This is a genomic window from Thalassomonas actiniarum, assembly GCF_000948975.2.
Taxonomy (GTDB): domain Bacteria; phylum Pseudomonadota; class Gammaproteobacteria; order Enterobacterales; family Alteromonadaceae; genus Thalassomonas; species Thalassomonas actiniarum.
Map to the genome: position 1 here is coordinate 3852087 of NZ_CP059735.1, position 16757 is coordinate 3868843.

Consider the following 16757-nt stretch of genomic DNA (forward strand, 5'->3'; position numbering starts at 1 on the left):
CTCCTGGCTTTATTACCTAAACTTTTCCCTAACCTATTCACCTAGATAATAAATTTCGATGTAGCCTGATCAAGTTTTACCGCATTGTTATCCAGGCCGGATGCTACATTACGCATTTCATTTACGGCTTCAGAGGTCTGGCTAAACTTCAGATACATTTCTTCAATATTATTAACCACGACATCAGCCACCACAGATTGCTGCTCGGTTGCGGCGGCAATCTGGCCATTCATAGAACTGATATGTTCAATCTGGTGTTTTATTTTATCCAGCGACTCCCCCATTTCACGGGAGATCATTTCATTATTATTGGCTTTTTCACTTGCTTCATTCATGGATTTTACCGATAAGCTCGCCGCAGAGATTAATTTATCCAGCAGTTCGCGAATTTCCGTGGTAGACAAGGCGGTCCTTGAGGCCAAGCTCCTGACTTCATCGGCCACAACGGCAAAACCTCGCCCTTGCTCTCCCGCTCTTGCCGCTTCAATGGCTGCATTTAGGGCAAGTAAATTAGTTTGCTCGGCAATACCATTGATAACATCGAGAATTTTATTCATATTCTGTGAGTCTTGTGCCAACTGGTTAACGACATCAGAAGCGGTTTCTATGTCTTTGGTCAGTTCGGTGGAAACAGCCAAAGACTGCTCTACTTTTGCCATGCTTTCATTGGCTTCAATTTCCCCGGCATTGGCGGCATCGGCGGCTTGTGAAGCTGACTTGGTAATATCTGCTACACTTAACTGCATTTCTTGCATGGATTGCTTGGTCGTCTCGGCCACACTGGTTTGCTCGCTGACATTTGACTCCACTTGTTGCACCTTCGCCGAAAGCTCCTGGGCGCTATTAGCAAGCGGATTTACGACATTAACGATTTCCTGCACAATACCGCGTAGCATTTGGGTAAAGTTATTAAAATACTTCACCACACTGCCAAGCTCATCTTCACTGGTCACATGTAACTGATTGGTTAAGTCACCGTCCCCTTCCGCCAGTTCTTTTAATGAAGCCTCAATAGAGACCACTGAATGGCTGATGGCTCTAGCAATGTAGGTCCCGAGCACAGACATCAGAACAAGTAATATGACCCCGACAATGATGCTCAAATCCCGGGATTGATCTGAGTTATTGATAGTGGTTTGAATATTCTTTTGAAAATCAGATAACGCTGCCTTTTTTTCTGCTTGTAACTTTTTTTCCACCTGACTAAACAAGTTTGACTTCACTTCAATTTTTGGCGTCAAGGCTTCGAAATCAGCACTGCCTTCAATAAAACCCCGGGTAATTTCATCCGATAGCACATTATATTTGCCCATACTGTCTTTAATGCCCCGATAAGCCGTTAACTCAGGTGCCAGTTCGCTGATCTTTTTGACATTGGCACTAAGCAACTGATAGGTCGTGCCGGCATCAGCGAGTAAGTCTTCATCAGAAAAAGAGACACTCTGGGTGTAAATTTCATCCAACCTCTGCCATAAGGTGACATTCTCACTGGTTAAGTTAACCAGATGAATGGATACCTGGGCCACCCTTTCAAGCAATACCTGGTTTTTTGCTATCGCATTGATATTTATGATCAGGTTCACCACAAAAATTAATACCGCGATAGCGAGAATGGCGATTATTTTATGAAAAATACGCAATCTTTTGAAAAACAGCATTCACACCTCCAAATGATTCATCTTACGAATTCTACTTTCACGATAACCAAGCCATTTAGATAATTGCCAATATCAGGCTAAGGCTTAATTAACCGCTATACAGCTCAAATCAGGACATTGGACCTATGCCTGAGCAAGCAAAAATAAGGAGTAATCCGCCAAAGCAAAGCTGTTGACAGAAAAATAAGAATAAAAACAAGCCTTTTGTATTAGTCATCACAAAAAGCAAACACGAAAAGGGATTTCCTTATGATGGGTAAAGTGCGGCGAACGGTTATCATCAAAGCCATATTCACCTCCACAGGTAAAAGCAAAAACTTCACAGGCCGGAGATATACCTGTTGCCCGATGCGAATAAAAAACCTGCTCCTGGCCATGTTCAACTCACTTCGATCAAATATTGACGATAGTTAATAACGAAAATAGAAAACATCGCTTTAAGAAAAGCGGTGTTTTCTAGTATAGATAAAATAAGAATATTTTCCTGTTATAACAAAATTCTGCCCCGGGAATATTCTCCTGCGGCATAGGAAAATATTCACATTTTCGGATACTCGAAGCAGAGGCAGGAAGTGCTAGCCAAAAAACCAGTAACAAACCGACATAGCGGCAAGGATGCCGCCAAGGTCGGCAATTAATCCGCAACTGACGGCGTGGCGGCTGTGCCTTATCCCGACCGAGCCAAAATAAACCGCCAGGACATAAAAGGTCGTCTCGGTCGAGCCCTGAATAATTGAAGCTAAGCGCCCGGCAAAAGAGTCTGCGCCAAAATTATTCATGGTTTCAACCATCATAGCCCGGGCCCCCGAGCCGCTTAAAGGTTTCATAAAGGCCGTCGGCAAGGCATCAACAAAGCGGCTATCAAAGCCCAGACCGTTAACTAAGCTGCGGATAACATCAACAATAAGATCCAGGGCGCCGCTGGCCCTGAATACGCCAATTGCACATAACATCGCCAGCAAATAGGGGATCAACTTGATACTGACTTCAAAGCCCTGCTTGGCACCGCTGATAAAGCTGTCATAGACATTAATACCACGCTTCATAGCCACCAGCATAAAAAGCACTAAAGTGGACAGGATCAGTAAATTGCCCAGCAAGGAAGATTGCGCAGCCAATGCCTGCGAACCTAAGCCGGCAAAATAAACCGCCAGCGCAGCAATCAGGGCCATGGCGCAAGACAAATAAACGAGCACCACCCGATTAACCAAGGAAATTCGTTGTACAAAAGCCACCGCCATTAAGCCGGTCATGGTTGAAGCAAAGGTTGCCAGCAAGATAGGCACAAACACATCCGTCGGGTTTACCGCTCCCTGTTGGGCCCGGTAAACAAAAACCGACACGGGGAAAAGGGTCACCGAGGAGGTATTAAGCACCATAAATAAAATCTGTGCATTGCTGGCGGTATCTTTTTTGGGGTTAAGTTGCTGCAAATCCTGCATAGCCTTTAACCCTAAAGGGGTTGCCGCATTATCCAGGCCTAAAAAATTTGCCGACAGGTTCATGGTCATCGACCCCATAGCCGGGTGTCCTTTGGGAACTTCCGGCATTAAACGGCTAAACAAGGGAGAAATCCATTCGGCTAATTTCGCCACAATTCCGCCATGTTCGGCGATCTTCATCATGCCCAGCCAAAAACTGAGAATACCGATCAAACCGATGGCGATTTCCACCGTCAACTTGGCCATATCAAAAATAGCATTGATAATTTGTTCAAATACCAAGGCATTCCCAGCAAAAAGCCATTGATAAAGAGCTGAAATAAAAGCGATAAGAAAAAAGCTGATCCAGATCCGGTTTAGCACAAACAAAGTTACCTGTGATGACGTCAGGCAAATGATCATGCCATATCTGATGTAGACTGCCCAGTAAAAAACACTTGCCAAACATGTGGATAACAAGTGGATTAAACGTAGATATCCAGATAAAAGCTTGTTGATAACACCTGAAAACGGATAAGAAAACCTTATCATCAAACCGAGGGAAAACAATAAGTTAAGAACAATAAAAAATATAAACGAAATTTATTTGCAATAAGTTCGCAATACTTTAGGTTTCCACTACACTTAATTTTACCGGATCATTTAATATCTTTTGTTGATACAAGTTTATTAGCGCAAGGCTCAACCCCATTGAGCCATTACCCTGAGCCCGAAACTGATATGGTTTCGGGCCATTTTTTATCTGCCTTTTTATGGCGGCAGTGATTAAAGGGAAAAAAGACGCTTATAGTTTTCACTCGATAACCGGGCAATTTCTTCTACCGACTGGCCGCGGATACTGGCCAGATGTTTTGCCACTTCTACTACATATGCCGGCTGGTTTTGTTTGCCTCTGTGGGGTACAGGCGCCAGGTAGGGGGCATCGGTTTCAATAAGGAATTTATCATCCGGCACTTTTTTCGCAACATCCCTAAGGGCACTGGCATTTCTAAACGTCACTATGCCGGAAAAAGAGATATAAAAACCCATTGCCATCGCCTGCTCCGCCATTTCCCAGCTTTCGGTAAAGCAATGTAATATGCCTCCTACTTGTTCGGCCTGCTCTTCCCTTAAAATGGTTAAGGTGTCTTCACGGGCATCCCGGGTATGGATGATCAGGGGTTTCGCTATTTTTCTCGCCACCCGAATATGTTTTCTAAAGGCATCAAGTTGTAATGCCTTGGTCTCTGGCGCATAAAAATAATCAAGACCGGTTTCCCCGACGGCAATGACCCGCTCATGCTGCGCTAATGCCAGTAACTCTTGTTCATCAATTGCTTCTTCCTGGTTCAGGGGATGTGCGCCGCAGGACAAACGCACATTGGCATAATCCCGGGTTTTTTCGACCATAGCAGGAAAGTCTTTCAGGGTGACACTGACACATAAAAGCTCATTAACCTGAGCTTGCTCAGCAGCTTTAACGACATTGTCCAGGTTATTGTCAAATTCAGCCAGATCCAAACGATCTAAGTGACAATGAGAATCAATAAACAAAAATATTCCCCTTCAGTGAATAAATTAAGAAATAAAAAATGGATGTAAGCCGACAGAAAAACTTACATGGTTAAGGTGGGCTCGGACGAATTCAAGTGACGCCCCAGGACTTTTTCAATCTGGTTGCGTAAATTATCAGGATCTTCGATAAAACTGATCCCTATCCCGGGAGGTGTGCCGTTTTGGGCCCCTACCGGCGTTATCCAGCAAACTTTTCCTTTTACCTGCGAACTCTCCAGTGAGTCCGGTAAGGCCACTTCAAGCATGATATCGGCCCCCAATTCATAGGCCTCCGTGGTACGGACAAACAAACCGCCGGCTTTTAAAAACGGCATATAGGCCAGGTACAAGTCTTTGTCATTAACAAACTCTAAACTTATCTCTGTCATATCAGCCTTCTTATTTATCTAGCCTGGTCTCAATATCGACCAGCAGTTTTTCACTCAAGTAAGCAGCATTTACCTGTACCATAGACTTTAGCTGTTTAATACAGCCAACAACAAGCTGATAAATTTGCCAAATCGTCTCGCTATCGGGAAGCTGCCCTATTGCATCGCCCGGTGCAGCTCCTGTGGCAGCACTTTTTCCCTCTGCGGTGACGAGTTTGACCCTCAGTGCAGACCAGCTAAGCCAATTATATTGACTCCTGGCCATAGTCACAAGCATATACTCCAGCCAGCGAAAAGCATAAGTATTTTCATTTAACAAGGCCAGTAACGCCCCCCGGTTTTGCCTTTTAATGATAAAATCGAGTAAACGAGCCGTAAATTGCCGAAACTGTTCGTGAACCTGCTCATCGGTCAGCTCAGGCAACTGGCTGACATTAGCAAAAAGATTCTCTTGTGTCTGTCCCCGGTTAAGGCTTTCAAGCAGAGCCTGCCCCGATAAAGGCCTGATGTCGTATAAGCGGCAGCGACTGGTAATGGTAGGTAATAACATATCCAGATCGTCTGAAACCAAAATCAGTACACAGGATAACCCCGGTTCTTCCAGCGTTTTTAATAAGGCATTGGCGGCCGCTGTGGTCATTTTCTCCGCCATAGGCAGCAAAACTATTTTATTTTTGCCTAAATGCGCAGTTGTTTCGACAAAAGCACTGATGCGCCTGATATCATCGACGCCGATATTTTTCGAGTCACTGGTCACGCTAAGAAAATCAGGGTAACTGCCCTGATGGTAAAGGCGGCAGGCTTTACAGCTATTACAGGGCGATAAAATGCCCTGGTCATTATTTTTTTGTACTTGGCGACACAAAACCACCTGCACCAACCAGTTTGCCAAAGATAATTTCCCCGCACCGGCAACACCCGCCAGCAAGATGGCATGGGCTAACCTACCCTGTGCCAACTGTTGTGACAATAATTTCTGATGCTGTACTAACCAGGTTTGCATTAAGCATTTTCCTGCAGGTAGTTGCCAATAACAGTCGCAATATGCTGATGCACCTTCGCCATACTCTGGCTGGCATCGACGGTTTGAATGCTGCTGTCACCGCTTACCAGTTCAAGGTACTTGTCATGTACCCGAGTGAAAAAATCAAACTTTTCCTGCTCGATACGATCAAGGGTTCCCCTGGCCTGGGCGCGGGATAAGCCGAGTTTGGGGTCGATATCCAGATAGAGAGTCAGGTCCGGGGTAAAGCCTTTGAGGGTGACATCGGCAATCGCCTGGATCACTTTATCATCAAATTGCCTGCCGCCTCCCTGGTAGGCACGGGAAGACAAATCATGGCGATCACCTATAACCCACTGGCCGCGTTCAAGGGCGGGCAAAATGCGGTTTTCCAATAACTGGCTGCGGCTGGCATACATTAATAACAGCTCGGTTTCCTGGGTTAACGTTTCCTCATGTTCGGCAGATTTAACCATGTCACGCAACGATTCCGCCAGTGGAGTACCGCCGGGCTCGCGAGTATTGATAAAATCAATCTTGTACTGCTTAAGCAGCTCTTCAATAACCGTTATCGCCGATGATTTTCCTGCACCTTCCATGCCTTCGACGACAATAAATTTTCCACGCTTCATTTACTTCTTACCTAACTTAGCATGAGCAACGAAACACACCGGCTTCGCTCAACTCTTTAAAAATTTCAGCCCCGGCTTTCCTGTCCGGGGAAACCCGAATGGGAAACAGAGGGTTTCTTGATCTTGCAGCCCCTAGCAATCAGTGTTTTCCCAACTGATAGCGGCTAACCGCGCGGTTATGCTGCGCCAGCGTTTTTGAAAAGACATGAAAGCCATCGCCTTTGCTGACAAAATAAAAATAATCGCTGCTTGCCGGATTTAATGCCGCCTTGAGTGAGGTATAACCCGGCATGGCGATCGGCGTTGGCGGCAGCCCGTTAATACGGTAGGTATTATAGGCGGTTTTCTCCCGCAAATGGGAGCGTTTTATATCTCCCTTATATCTTTCCCCCAGACCATAGATCACAGTAGGGTCGGTTTGCAAACGCATGCCCTTGTGCAGGCGGTTAATAAACACAGAGGCGATCAGCGGCTGCTCCGCCAACTGGCGGGTTTCTTTTTCAATAATCGATGCCATGATCAACGCCTGATAAGGCGAGCGATAAGGTAAATTCTCAGCTCTTTGTCGCCATAACTCATCCAGGGTATTGCGCATTTTCTTATGTGCCCGCGCCAGGATCACCAAATCTGAGGTTCCCGAGGTATAGGCATAGGTTTCCGGGAAAAACCAGCCTTCGGGATTTTCAGCCTCCAGCGACAATTGTGCTGCAATTTGTTTTAGCGAAAGCCCAGTTAAGCTCTGCTTTAACCTTGGCTGTTTGGCCAAGAGTTCAAGCCACTGCTTGAAAGTGGAGCCTTCGATAAAAGTGACGCTAAACTGATGCTCTTTGCCCTGTACCAAACGGTGGACCAATGCCAGCGAACTCATGCCCGCCTCGACCTGGTAGGTACCCGCCTTAAGCCCGGCAAGCGAGGGATGCAAACGGATATAATTGCGAAGGTAAAACCGGGTATCCAGCCAGCCTTTTTTAACCAGCAAGCGGGAAAAAGAACCGGCATGGGTACCGGGTTTAACCGTCAGTAAGGTATCTTCTGCCAAAACCAGGGGCTGCCTGACCTGATATTCAATTAAGGCGTAAGCCAAAGCCAGCATCAGTAATAAGGGACATAGCAGGAATAAAAGAATTTTTTTGATCACGAAAAACTACTCTCAAGGGTCAATACCCGGGAGATATCAAGCTCACGGCAATTAAATACCCGCACCGGCACGACTCCCATCACCGTATTACAGATAAACATGGCATCAATATCATCAAGCGCCGACAAGCCCGCCTTTACTATCTCTACCTGACCAAGTTTTGCCAGCATAGCAGCCCGGGCCAAACCTTCGACCCCGCTATCACTAAGCTCAGGGGTAAACCAGTGCCCGTTTTGTTGCCAAAAAACATTTGAACAACTGGTTTCAACAATTTCATCCCTGAGATTCATCACTAAGAGATCGTCTTCCTCACACTGATCCAGCTCCTGACGGATAAGCACCTGCTCCAGGCGGTTTAAATGTTTAATCCCTGCCAGCATGGGGTTTAAGCCCAGTTTTTGCTCGGCTATACCTAGAGTGATCCCCTGACGCGCCCATAAAGCATAATGCTCAGGAAAGGCATGTACCTGGATGATCACACCAGGTTCCCCGGTGCCAAGACGTGAATAACCCCGTCCGCCCTGTCCGGCGGTAATGATCACTTTCATCACCGCCTTTTGAAATTGAGCAGCAATTTGCTTAAGTTCATCACCCAGAGTTACCCAGTCAGGTGGTGTTATCTGCAGCTTACTGCAGCCGAGCTTAAGCCTTAAAAGATGTTCGCTACACAGCTCAAGGCAGCCAGTGTTAATTGTTCCCGTGGTAAAAATGCCGTCACCATAGGCAAATCCCCTGTCGCTGACTGACAAAACATTGGTCTGCTGGCCGTTGACCTGACAATAAAGCATATAAATGGAATACCAAGATAATAAAAAAGCCTGAATACTGCACTAGTATTCAGGCTTAAGCTGATGACTTCAAGTCAATTTATTGATTAATTAAACTTTCTTAAAGATCAATGAACCGTTGGTGCCGCCAAAGCCGAACGAGTTGCATAAAACATAATCTAAATTAACATCGCGCGCGGTATGGGCAATATAATCAAGATCACAACCTTCGCCCGGATTATCCAGGTTGATGGTAGGAGGTACAGCATTATGCATCAGCGACTGGACAGAGAAAATGGCTTCCACCGCACCGGCGGCGCCCAATAAATGCCCGGTCATGGATTTGGTCGAGCCGACCATGAGCTTATAAGCATGTTCGCCAAAAACCGATTTTACCGCATTGCTTTCTGCGATATCGCCGGCCGGCGTCGACGTACCATGGGCATTGATATAACCGATTTTCGATTTATCCAGCCTGGCATCCTTAATGGCATTTGACATGGCAAGCGCTGCGCCTTCGCCGTCCGCCGGCGGCGACGTCATATGATAGGCGTCGCCGCTCATGCCAAAACCAACTAATTCGGCGTAAATTGTCGCGCCGCGCGCCTTGGCATGCTCATATTCTTCCAGCACCATCACACCCGCGCCGTCTCCGAGGACGAAACCGTCTCTGTCTTTATCCCAGGGACGTGAAGCAATTTGCGGGTTTTCATTACGGGTGGACATGGCGCGTGCGGCACCAAAGCCCCCCATACCTAAAGTGGTAGAAGCTTTTTCTGCGCCACCGGCCACCATGGCATCGGCATCGCCATAAGCGATCATACGGGCGGCATGGCCGATATTATGCACGCCGCTGGTACAGGCGGTAACGATTGAGATATTCGGGCCTTTTAAACCGAACATAATCGACAAGTGGCCGGAAATCATATTGATAATAGTGGAAGGCACAAAAAACGGCGATAATTTGCGCGGGCTGGTTTTAAGCATTTTTTCGTGATTTTCTTCGATTAAACCTAAACCACCTATGCCAGAACCAACAGCAACCCCGATACGGGAAGCATTTTCCTCATTAATTTCCAGGCCGGAATTTTTTACAGCCTGCACCCCAGCAGCAACACCATACTGAATAAAAAGATCCATTTTTTTGGCATCTTTTTTTGCCATATAATCCTGGGCATCAAAGCCCTTAACCAAACCGGCAAAACGGGTTGGATATTCCGAGGTGTCAAAATGCTCAATAGAACCGATACCGCTTTTGCCAAGCAGTAAATTTTGCCAAGTCGTTTCTGGAGAATTGCCTAAAGGGCTAAGCATTCCAAGACCGGTAACTACAACACGTCGCATAGGATGAGTTGCCTCCGATAGAATTGAATAACGGGATGGAGATCTATGCTTTACCCTCAGGGTAAAGCATATAAAATTTTGAAAATAAAACCCGGTCGAGCACCTGTTTACAGGGCTGGAATCGCCGGGTTATTCACATTACTGGTTTGCAGTAACGTAGTCGATGGCAGCTTGAACTGTAGTGATTTTTTCAGCTTCTTCATCAGGAATTTCTGTGTCGAATTCTTCTTCTAACGCCATTACTAACTCAACTGTGTCAAGTGAGTCGGCGCCTAAATCATCAACGAAAGATGATTCAGTTTTTACTTCTGCTTCACTCACACCCAGTTGTTCAACAGTTATTTTTTTTACGCGTTCTTCGATTGTACTCATTTTTCTTCCTTTGCTAGAAAATGCAATTTTACAAATTGCGTGTAGTGTATTCGGCAACAGCGCCCCATGCAAGCATCTAATTTACTTTTTATGCTGGTCTAACCTGTTGCCTGTCTTATATTTATACTTATTTTATGTTGAGAGCAAGCGTTAAAGACAAGCCCTTAAATAAAATAACTAAACCATGTACATGCCGCCATTGACATGAATAGTTTCACCTGTGATATAGGCGGCGGCATCAGAGGCTAAAAACGCCACCGTAGTCGCAATTTCTTCCGGCTTACCTAAGCGGTTAGCAGGTACCTGGGCAAAAATGCCCTGTTTTTGCTCATCCGTCAATTCCTGGGTCATATCGGTATCGATAAAGCCTGGGGCAACGGTGTTGACTGTGATACCGCGTGAAGCCACTTCTCTTGCCAGCGATTTGGTAAAACCTAATAAGCCGGCTTTAGCTGTGGCGTAGTTGACCTGGCCGGCGTTGCCCATAGTACCGACAACCGAGCCGATATTGATAATACGGCCATTGCGATTTTTCATCATCGGACGCATCACCGCTTTGCTGAGCTTAAAGACAGAAGAAAGGTTGGTTTCAATAATATCCTGCCATTCTTCGTCTTTCATACGCATAAACAAGTTATCGCGGGTGATACCGGCATTATTTACCAGGATATCAATGCCGCCGTGCTGCTCTTTGATGGTGGTAAACATCTCGCTGATGGAGTTATCATCGGTGACATTAAGCACCAGGCCGTTGCCCTGGCCGAGATATTCACTGATATTGTCGGCACCTTTAGGCGATGTAGCCGTGCCGATCACCGTAGCGCCAAGCGCTTTAAGTTGACTGGCAATGGCTTTACCTATGCCGCGGCTGGCACCTGTGACTAAGGCAACCTTACCTTCTAATGAAATCATAATTAATCCTGTTTAAATGACGTTAACGCTTTTGTTAATGTGTCGGAATCATTGACAGCAATACAAGTCAATGATTTATCAATACGTTTGAGTAACCCCTGCAACACTTTACCCGGACCTGCTTCAACCACATCCGTGACGCCCTGGGCGGCAACTTTTTCTATGGTTTCAGTCCAGCGTACCGGATGATATAACTGCTTAACCAGGGCCTGCTTAATGGCGGCAACATCGTCTTCAACCTTAACGTCGACGTTATTGATCACCGGAATGTTTGGCGCAGTAAAAGTAATGTTTTCCAGTTCAACGGCCAGCTTATCTGCGGCATCTTTCATTAAGGCACAATGAGAAGGCACGCTCACAGGTAAAGGCATCACCCGCTTGGCACCGGCAGCTTTACATAAATCACCGGCTCTGGCGACGGCTTCTTTATGACCGGCAATCACCACCTGCCCCGGAGAATTAAAGTTTACGGCAGCAACAACTTCTCCCTGCTCTGCCTCAGCGCAAGCATCAATAATGGACTGATCGGCTAAGCCGATGATCGCGGCCATGGCCCCGACACCTTCAGGCACACAGGCCTGCATCAATAAGCCACGTTTTTCAACCAGTTTCACCGCATCTTCAAGTGAGAGCACGCCCGCACATACCAGCGCAGAATACTCACCTAAGCTATGTCCGGCAAGTACAGCAGGTTTAGCTGAACTTTGTGACTGCCATAAGCGCCATAAAGCGACACTGGCAGTTAATAACGCCGGCTGGGTAAATTGGGTTTGGTTTAATTTTTCCGCAGGTCCCTGGGCAGCCAGCTGCCATAAGTCATAACCTAAAGCTTGTGACGCCTGGCTAAAAGTTGCCTGGACGATATCGTTTTCAGCAAAATCTGCAAGCATACCAACAGCCTGAGATCCCTGTCCGGGAAAAACAAACGCTAAATTATTTTGCATTTTTTAAAACCTAATGAATTTTAAAGTAAAACCAATCCGCAAATAAGCTTTGGGATCAGTGATAAAGAATCTGTTCAGAAACAAACGGCCATGATATATAAAAAAAATATAAAATAGCAAACCGGTCGATAGTGCTTATCTTCTCTATTGCCCGTAAAAATACCCGCAACATACTTGTCTCAGGCAGGGTCTAGGGTTTGGGTAACAACCCCTGTTCAAGCTTAGCTTTTATCTTATCCGGTACCTGCCTTTCAACCTCTTTGACTGCCTCCATAATGGCAGTATAAAAGGCCTTGGCATTGGCATTACCATGGCTCTTGACAACAATTCCCCGCAATCCTATCAAACTTGCCCCGTTGTACTGGTCGGGGTTCAGGGATTTAAGCAGTTTTTTTAAGGCCGGTGTCAACAGTTTGCCCAATAATCGCGCAAAAAAACTCTGATTAAAGAAAACTTTTGCTTTTTCATAAACTAATCGGGCGACCCCTTCACAGGTTTTCAGGGCAACATTACCGACAAAACCGTCACAGACAATCACATCCGCTTTATTGGTAAAAATATCACTGCCTTCAACAAAACCGATATAATTCACCTCGGGGTTGGCGGCCAACTCAGAGGCGGCCAACTTGATGTGATCACTGCCCTTGATTTCTTCTTCCCCCATATTAAGCAAAGCCACCTTAGGATGCTTTAATCCGTCCACCTGCTCCGCCAGCACAGAGCCCATCACGGCGAACTGATATAACACGGTGGCATCACAAAAAACATTAGCCCCGAGATCCAGCATAAACACATGCTTGTCTTGCCTGTGTGTTGGCAGCGAAGTGATCAGCGCCGGGCGCTCAACCCCGGGCAAGGTTTTAAGGACAAAATGGGCGATGGCAAACAGGGCCCCGGTGTTGCCGGCACTGACACAGGCCTGGGCTTTGCCCTGATGCACCAGGTCAACGGCTTTGCGCATAGATGAATTTTTTTTATATCTTAACGCTGAAGAAGGTTTGTCTGTCATTTCCACCACTTCTGTGGTCGGGAAAATGGAGAGTCTGGGATGTTTGCTGAAGCTTTGTTTTTTGAGTTCGGCTAAAATGATATTTTCATCGCCGCACAGGATCAAATGCAGGTTGGCTTGTTGCTCGATTGCCATGATCGCAGAAGAGATTGTTATAAGGGGGCCTTTGTCCCCCCCCATAACATCTAACGCTATGGTTAGATTTTTCAACGCAAAGTCGCTTATCTAGCGATAACTTTAACGCCTTTGTAAAAGCCATCAGCTGTTACGTGGTGACGACGGTGAGTCTCACCTGAAACCGCGTCAACTGATAAATTCTCTACAGTTAATGCATCATGTGAACGACGCATGCCACGTCTTGAACGAGACTTTTTGCTCTTTTGAACTGCCATAGTCTACTCCTAAAATCGGTTAATTACTTGAGTTGTTTTAATACATCAAATGGATTCGGCTTCTCTAGCTCTTCCGGCAATTCACCCCAAACACTGTCGGCAGGCGCTTGACAGTCTTCGATGGAATGCCTGGGAATCAGGGGAATGGCGAGCAGGAGCTCATCTTCCACCAATTCACGCAAGTTGACTTCACCATTTTCATCTAATTCAATTGCGTCATAATATGACGGCAATTCAGCAGCCGCTTCGGCATTTTTCACAGGACTGAAAGTAAAATCTACTTCCAGTGCCTGCTCATATACCTCAGTACACCGCTGACAAGTTAATGCAACTGATGCCGAGCCTTTGCCTGATATAACCACCAGTCCAAGTTCATCCACATTAAAATCTACATTAACTGTAACTTGCCCGTCGCATGGTTCACATGCAGCAAGCAGTCTGTTCATCCCCGACATTTCAAAGATGCCTTCACACTCCAGCCGACGCTGGGCGCTTTTGTAAGGGTCTATCGTGATCGGAAGTTTAAGTTTTTTCATAAGGCGCGCATCATAAAGCCAGCAAAGGCATGTGTCAAAAGAAATTAGAGAAATTTGTTTAAAAACGCATGATAGGCCCAATATTAGCATTTATCTGATTATTTTTTGAGTATTAAAAATGAAAACCCTGGTTTTAGCTTCCACCTCTCCTTTTCGTAAAAGTATCTTAGCCAAACTGAACCTGGCCTTTGAGTGCGCCAAACCCGACATCGATGAAACCGCCGGGGTCAATGAAAGCCCTCAGGCCCTGGTCGAGCGTCTGGCCGGTGAAAAAGCCCGCGCGGTTGCATCACAATTTCCCAACGCCCTGATCATAGGCTCAGATCAGGTTGCGGTTTGCGACGGACAGATCCTGGGTAAGCCTCATACCTTTGAAAACGGCGTGAAGCAGTTAAGTCAATTCAGCGATAAGGCGGTAACTTTTTATACCGGGTTGGCTCTTTATAATAGCAACACAGGGCAAACCGAGAGCCAGGTGGTGCCTTTTACCGTACATTTTAATCCCCTGAGCCAACAGAACATAGAAAATTACCTGCATGCCGAACAGCCCTACAACTGCGCCGGCAGCTTTAAAAGTGAAGGTTTGGGCATTTGCCTGTTTAAAAAACTTGAAGGGGAAGATCCCAATACTTTGATCGGCCTGCCACTGATTAAGCTGGTAGCGATGTTAAAGGCCCAGGGACTGGATGTCCTGGCCAACCAGGTAAAATTATAATCAACAGCAGTGAGCAGGATACTTCCTTGCTGGAAATAGCCTGCTCAGATAACAGGAACTCAGGTGCAGTGAAACCTTACTGAGGTAACAGTAATTGAGCCAGTTCAGGCAAAGAATCAACGATAGCTTTAGGCTGATACTGCGCCAATACTTCACTTGGGTGTACGCCATGGGTTACCCCAACGCTGTCCACCCCGGCAAGCTGCGCCATTTCCAGATCAAAACTGGTATCTCCGATCATCAGTGCTTGCTCGGGCTCAATAGTCAACTCCGACAATAAACTGTGTATCATATCGGGATGGGGTTTTGACTCACTTTCATCGGCGCAGCGTGAGGCATGGAAATAATGCCCGCTATTGCTTTGCTGCCAAACCCTTTCCAGTCCCGACCGGCCTTTGCCCGTCGCAACCGCCAGAAGTTTCTGCGCCGCTTTCAAGCCGCTGAGTAACTCATCGGCATGGTCAAACAAAGGGGTGGGTATCGCATCGAGTTCCCGGTAGTGATGCTTATACTGTCCTATCAGCATTTCATGCAAATGTTTATCTTCGGGGAAAAGTGTTTGCATGGCTTTAGGCAGGCTTAATCCTATTATCTGTTTAGCACTGTCAAAACAAGGCTCCTGCAAAGAAGCCGCCCTGGCCGCTCCCTGCAAACTCGACACGATTCTGGCAACGGAGTCCATCAGGGTCCCGTCCCAGTCAAAAATAATCAGCTGGTAATCTTGCATTATCCGTTATTGGCCACAGTCAGTTGTTTTAATGCCTTGGCAAGGGTTTTGTCCAAAGGCGCTTCGATTTTTAGTTTTTGCTCAGTTCTGGGATGGGTGAATTCTATGCTGGCGGCATGTAAAAACAGCCGCTTTACCCCAATACCTTTCATATCGCCGTCAAAGTCTTCATTGCCGTATTTGGGGTCGCAGGCGATAGGGTGTCCTTTCACCTGGCAATGCACCCTGATTTGGTGCGTGCGTCCGGTCACAGGAAAAGCCCGTACTAAGGTGGCATTGCTATAATGCTGGATCACTTTATAGCGGGTTTCCGACTCCTTGCCGTTAATATTATCGACCACCACTACCCGCTCCCCGGATTTGAGGTCATTTTTTTTCAGCGACTCGGTTACCCGGGTTAATTTCGGCGACCAGCGCCCTTTGACCAGGGCATGATAGAATTTCTGCACTTTTTTATTGCGTAACTGCTCGTGTAAATTGCGCAGCGCCGAACGTTTTTTCGCCACCACCAGGCAACCTGAGGTATCCCGATCCAGCCGGTGCACCAGCTCCAGCATTCTCGCTTCCGGGCGCAGTGCCCGCAAGGCTTCGATGACGCCGAAACTTAAGCCGCTGCCGCCGTGTACCGCCATACCCGAAGGTTTGTTGATCACGATCAGGATTTCATCTTCATATAAAATCTGCCCTTCCAGGTTTGCCACCACATTAAGCGATGTTGAAACCTCGTTGGTTTTTTCACTGACACGAATAGGTGCAATGCGCAGCACATCTTCATCTACAAGTTTATATTCAGGTTTAGTCCGTTTTTTATTGACCCGGATCTCCCCCTTGCGCAACAGGCGGTAAATCATGCTTTTGGGTACCCCTTTCAGGGTTTTCAATAAAAAGTTGTCGATTCTTTGGCCAGCGTCTTCACTGTCAATGGTGATAAATCTGACTTGAGGTTTTTTAATTTCATTCATGGCGGGCAGTTTAACACAATTAATTTCACTTTTAGGAGAATAAAAACCGGGAATTCATTGCTATATACAATAATATAATGGGATAATAAAGGTGTTACGGGCAAAAGTATCGCCGTAACATGAATTTAGGAAGCTTTTAGCGAAACGTAAGAGGCAAAATGCGGTCACATTAATATGCGCCATTGAAATATCTGCGACATATTAACAGTCAGACCTGTTGCAAAGTTCGACGTATGTAACCTGTCGAATGAGCTGCATAAACAGCTTGTCCCGCGCAAGAAA

The 16757-nt window shown here is 46.3% G+C and carries 18 protein-coding genes; 1 reads left to right on the forward strand and 17 read right to left on the reverse strand.

Going from position 1 to position 16757, the window contains the following annotated elements; genetic code table 11:
- Nucleotides 1–41: 41 nt before the first annotated feature.
- The 15 genes from SG35_RS16760 to yceD form a co-directional block, all read right to left on the reverse strand.
- Complete coding sequence (locus SG35_RS16760; RefSeq protein ID WP_044831631.1) at nt 42–1658, reverse strand: methyl-accepting chemotaxis protein; 1617 nt, start codon at nt 1656–1658, stop codon at nt 42–44.
- Nucleotides 1659–2233: 575 nt separating this feature from the next.
- The gene (locus tag SG35_RS16765) at nt 2234–3463 is read right to left on the reverse strand and encodes a nucleoside recognition domain-containing protein (RefSeq protein WP_044831764.1); all 1230 of its coding nucleotides are present in this window, start codon (nt 3461–3463) and stop codon (nt 2234–2236) included.
- 402 nt (nt 3464–3865) lie between these two features.
- Nucleotides 3866–4633, reverse strand: a complete 768-nt coding sequence (locus tag SG35_RS16770; RefSeq protein WP_044831632.1) for a TatD family hydrolase — start codon at nt 4631–4633, stop codon at nt 3866–3868.
- 62 nt (nt 4634–4695) lie between these two features.
- Entirely contained in the window at nt 4696–5022 is a 327-nt protein-coding gene (locus tag SG35_RS16775) for a PilZ domain-containing protein (protein ID WP_044831633.1), read from the reverse strand.
- A 10-nt stretch (nt 5023–5032) separates the two neighbouring features.
- A complete protein-coding gene (locus SG35_RS16780) occupies nt 5033–6025 on the reverse strand; it encodes a DNA polymerase III subunit (protein ID WP_044831634.1) in 993 nt (330 codons plus the stop codon).
- On the reverse strand, nt 6025–6657 hold the full coding sequence (tmk, locus tag SG35_RS16785) for a dTMP kinase (protein ID WP_044831635.1): 633 nt from the start codon (nt 6655–6657) through the stop codon (nt 6025–6027). The genes SG35_RS16780 and tmk overlap by 1 nt, the downstream gene beginning before the upstream one ends.
- A gap of 139 nt (nt 6658–6796) precedes the next feature.
- Entirely contained in the window at nt 6797–7795 is a 999-nt protein-coding gene (gene mltG / locus SG35_RS16790) for an endolytic transglycosylase MltG (RefSeq protein ID WP_044831636.1), read from the reverse strand.
- Nucleotides 7792–8583 (reverse strand): aminodeoxychorismate lyase, encoded by a 792-nt coding sequence (gene pabC, locus SG35_RS16795; RefSeq protein WP_044831637.1) that lies wholly within the window; start codon nt 8581–8583, stop codon nt 7792–7794. Before pabC ends, mltG begins: the two co-directional genes overlap by 4 nt.
- 90 nt (nt 8584–8673) lie before the next feature.
- On the reverse strand, nt 8674–9906 hold the full coding sequence (gene fabF, locus SG35_RS16800; RefSeq protein WP_044831638.1) for a beta-ketoacyl-ACP synthase II: 1233 nt from the start codon (nt 9904–9906) through the stop codon (nt 8674–8676).
- A gap of 138 nt (nt 9907–10044) precedes the next feature.
- Nucleotides 10045–10278: an acyl carrier protein gene (acpP, locus tag SG35_RS16805; protein ID WP_044831639.1), complete on the reverse strand. Its 234-nt coding sequence runs from the start codon at nt 10276–10278 to the stop codon at nt 10045–10047.
- Nucleotides 10279–10455: 177 nt separating this feature from the next.
- A complete protein-coding gene (fabG, locus tag SG35_RS16810) occupies nt 10456–11190 on the reverse strand; it encodes a 3-oxoacyl-ACP reductase FabG (RefSeq protein WP_044831640.1) in 735 nt (244 codons plus the stop codon).
- A 2-nt stretch (nt 11191–11192) separates the two neighbouring features.
- A complete protein-coding gene (gene fabD, locus SG35_RS16815; protein ID WP_063888633.1) occupies nt 11193–12134 on the reverse strand; it encodes an ACP S-malonyltransferase in 942 nt (313 codons plus the stop codon).
- 190 nt (nt 12135–12324) lie between these two features.
- On the reverse strand, nt 12325–13353 hold the full coding sequence (plsX, locus tag SG35_RS16820) for a phosphate acyltransferase PlsX (RefSeq protein ID WP_044831642.1): 1029 nt from the start codon (nt 13351–13353) through the stop codon (nt 12325–12327).
- An 11-nt stretch (nt 13354–13364) separates the two neighbouring features.
- On the reverse strand, nt 13365–13535 hold the full coding sequence (gene rpmF / locus SG35_RS16825; protein ID WP_084692570.1) for a 50S ribosomal protein L32: 171 nt from the start codon (nt 13533–13535) through the stop codon (nt 13365–13367).
- A 23-nt stretch (nt 13536–13558) separates the two neighbouring features.
- Nucleotides 13559–14071, reverse strand: a complete 513-nt coding sequence (gene yceD, locus SG35_RS16830; protein WP_044831643.1) for a 23S rRNA accumulation protein YceD — start codon at nt 14069–14071, stop codon at nt 13559–13561.
- 118 nt (nt 14072–14189) lie between these two features.
- Between yceD and SG35_RS16835 the strand changes: the two genes are divergently transcribed.
- Nucleotides 14190–14786 (forward strand): Maf family protein, encoded by a 597-nt coding sequence (locus SG35_RS16835; RefSeq protein ID WP_044831644.1) that lies wholly within the window; start codon nt 14190–14192, stop codon nt 14784–14786.
- A 76-nt stretch (nt 14787–14862) separates the two neighbouring features.
- On the opposite strand, the gene SG35_RS16840 is transcribed toward SG35_RS16835, so the two are convergent.
- Both SG35_RS16840 and rluC read right to left on the reverse strand, forming a co-directional pair.
- Nucleotides 14863–15513 carry an HAD-IA family hydrolase gene (locus tag SG35_RS16840; protein ID WP_044831645.1) on the reverse strand — a complete coding sequence of 217 codons (651 nt, stop codon included), beginning with the start codon at nt 15511–15513 and terminating at the stop codon, nt 14863–14865.
- Entirely contained in the window at nt 15513–16475 is a 963-nt protein-coding gene (gene rluC, locus SG35_RS16845) for a 23S rRNA pseudouridine(955/2504/2580) synthase RluC (protein WP_044831646.1), read from the reverse strand. The genes SG35_RS16840 and rluC overlap by 1 nt, the downstream gene beginning before the upstream one ends.
- Nucleotides 16476–16757 lie beyond the last annotated feature (282 nt).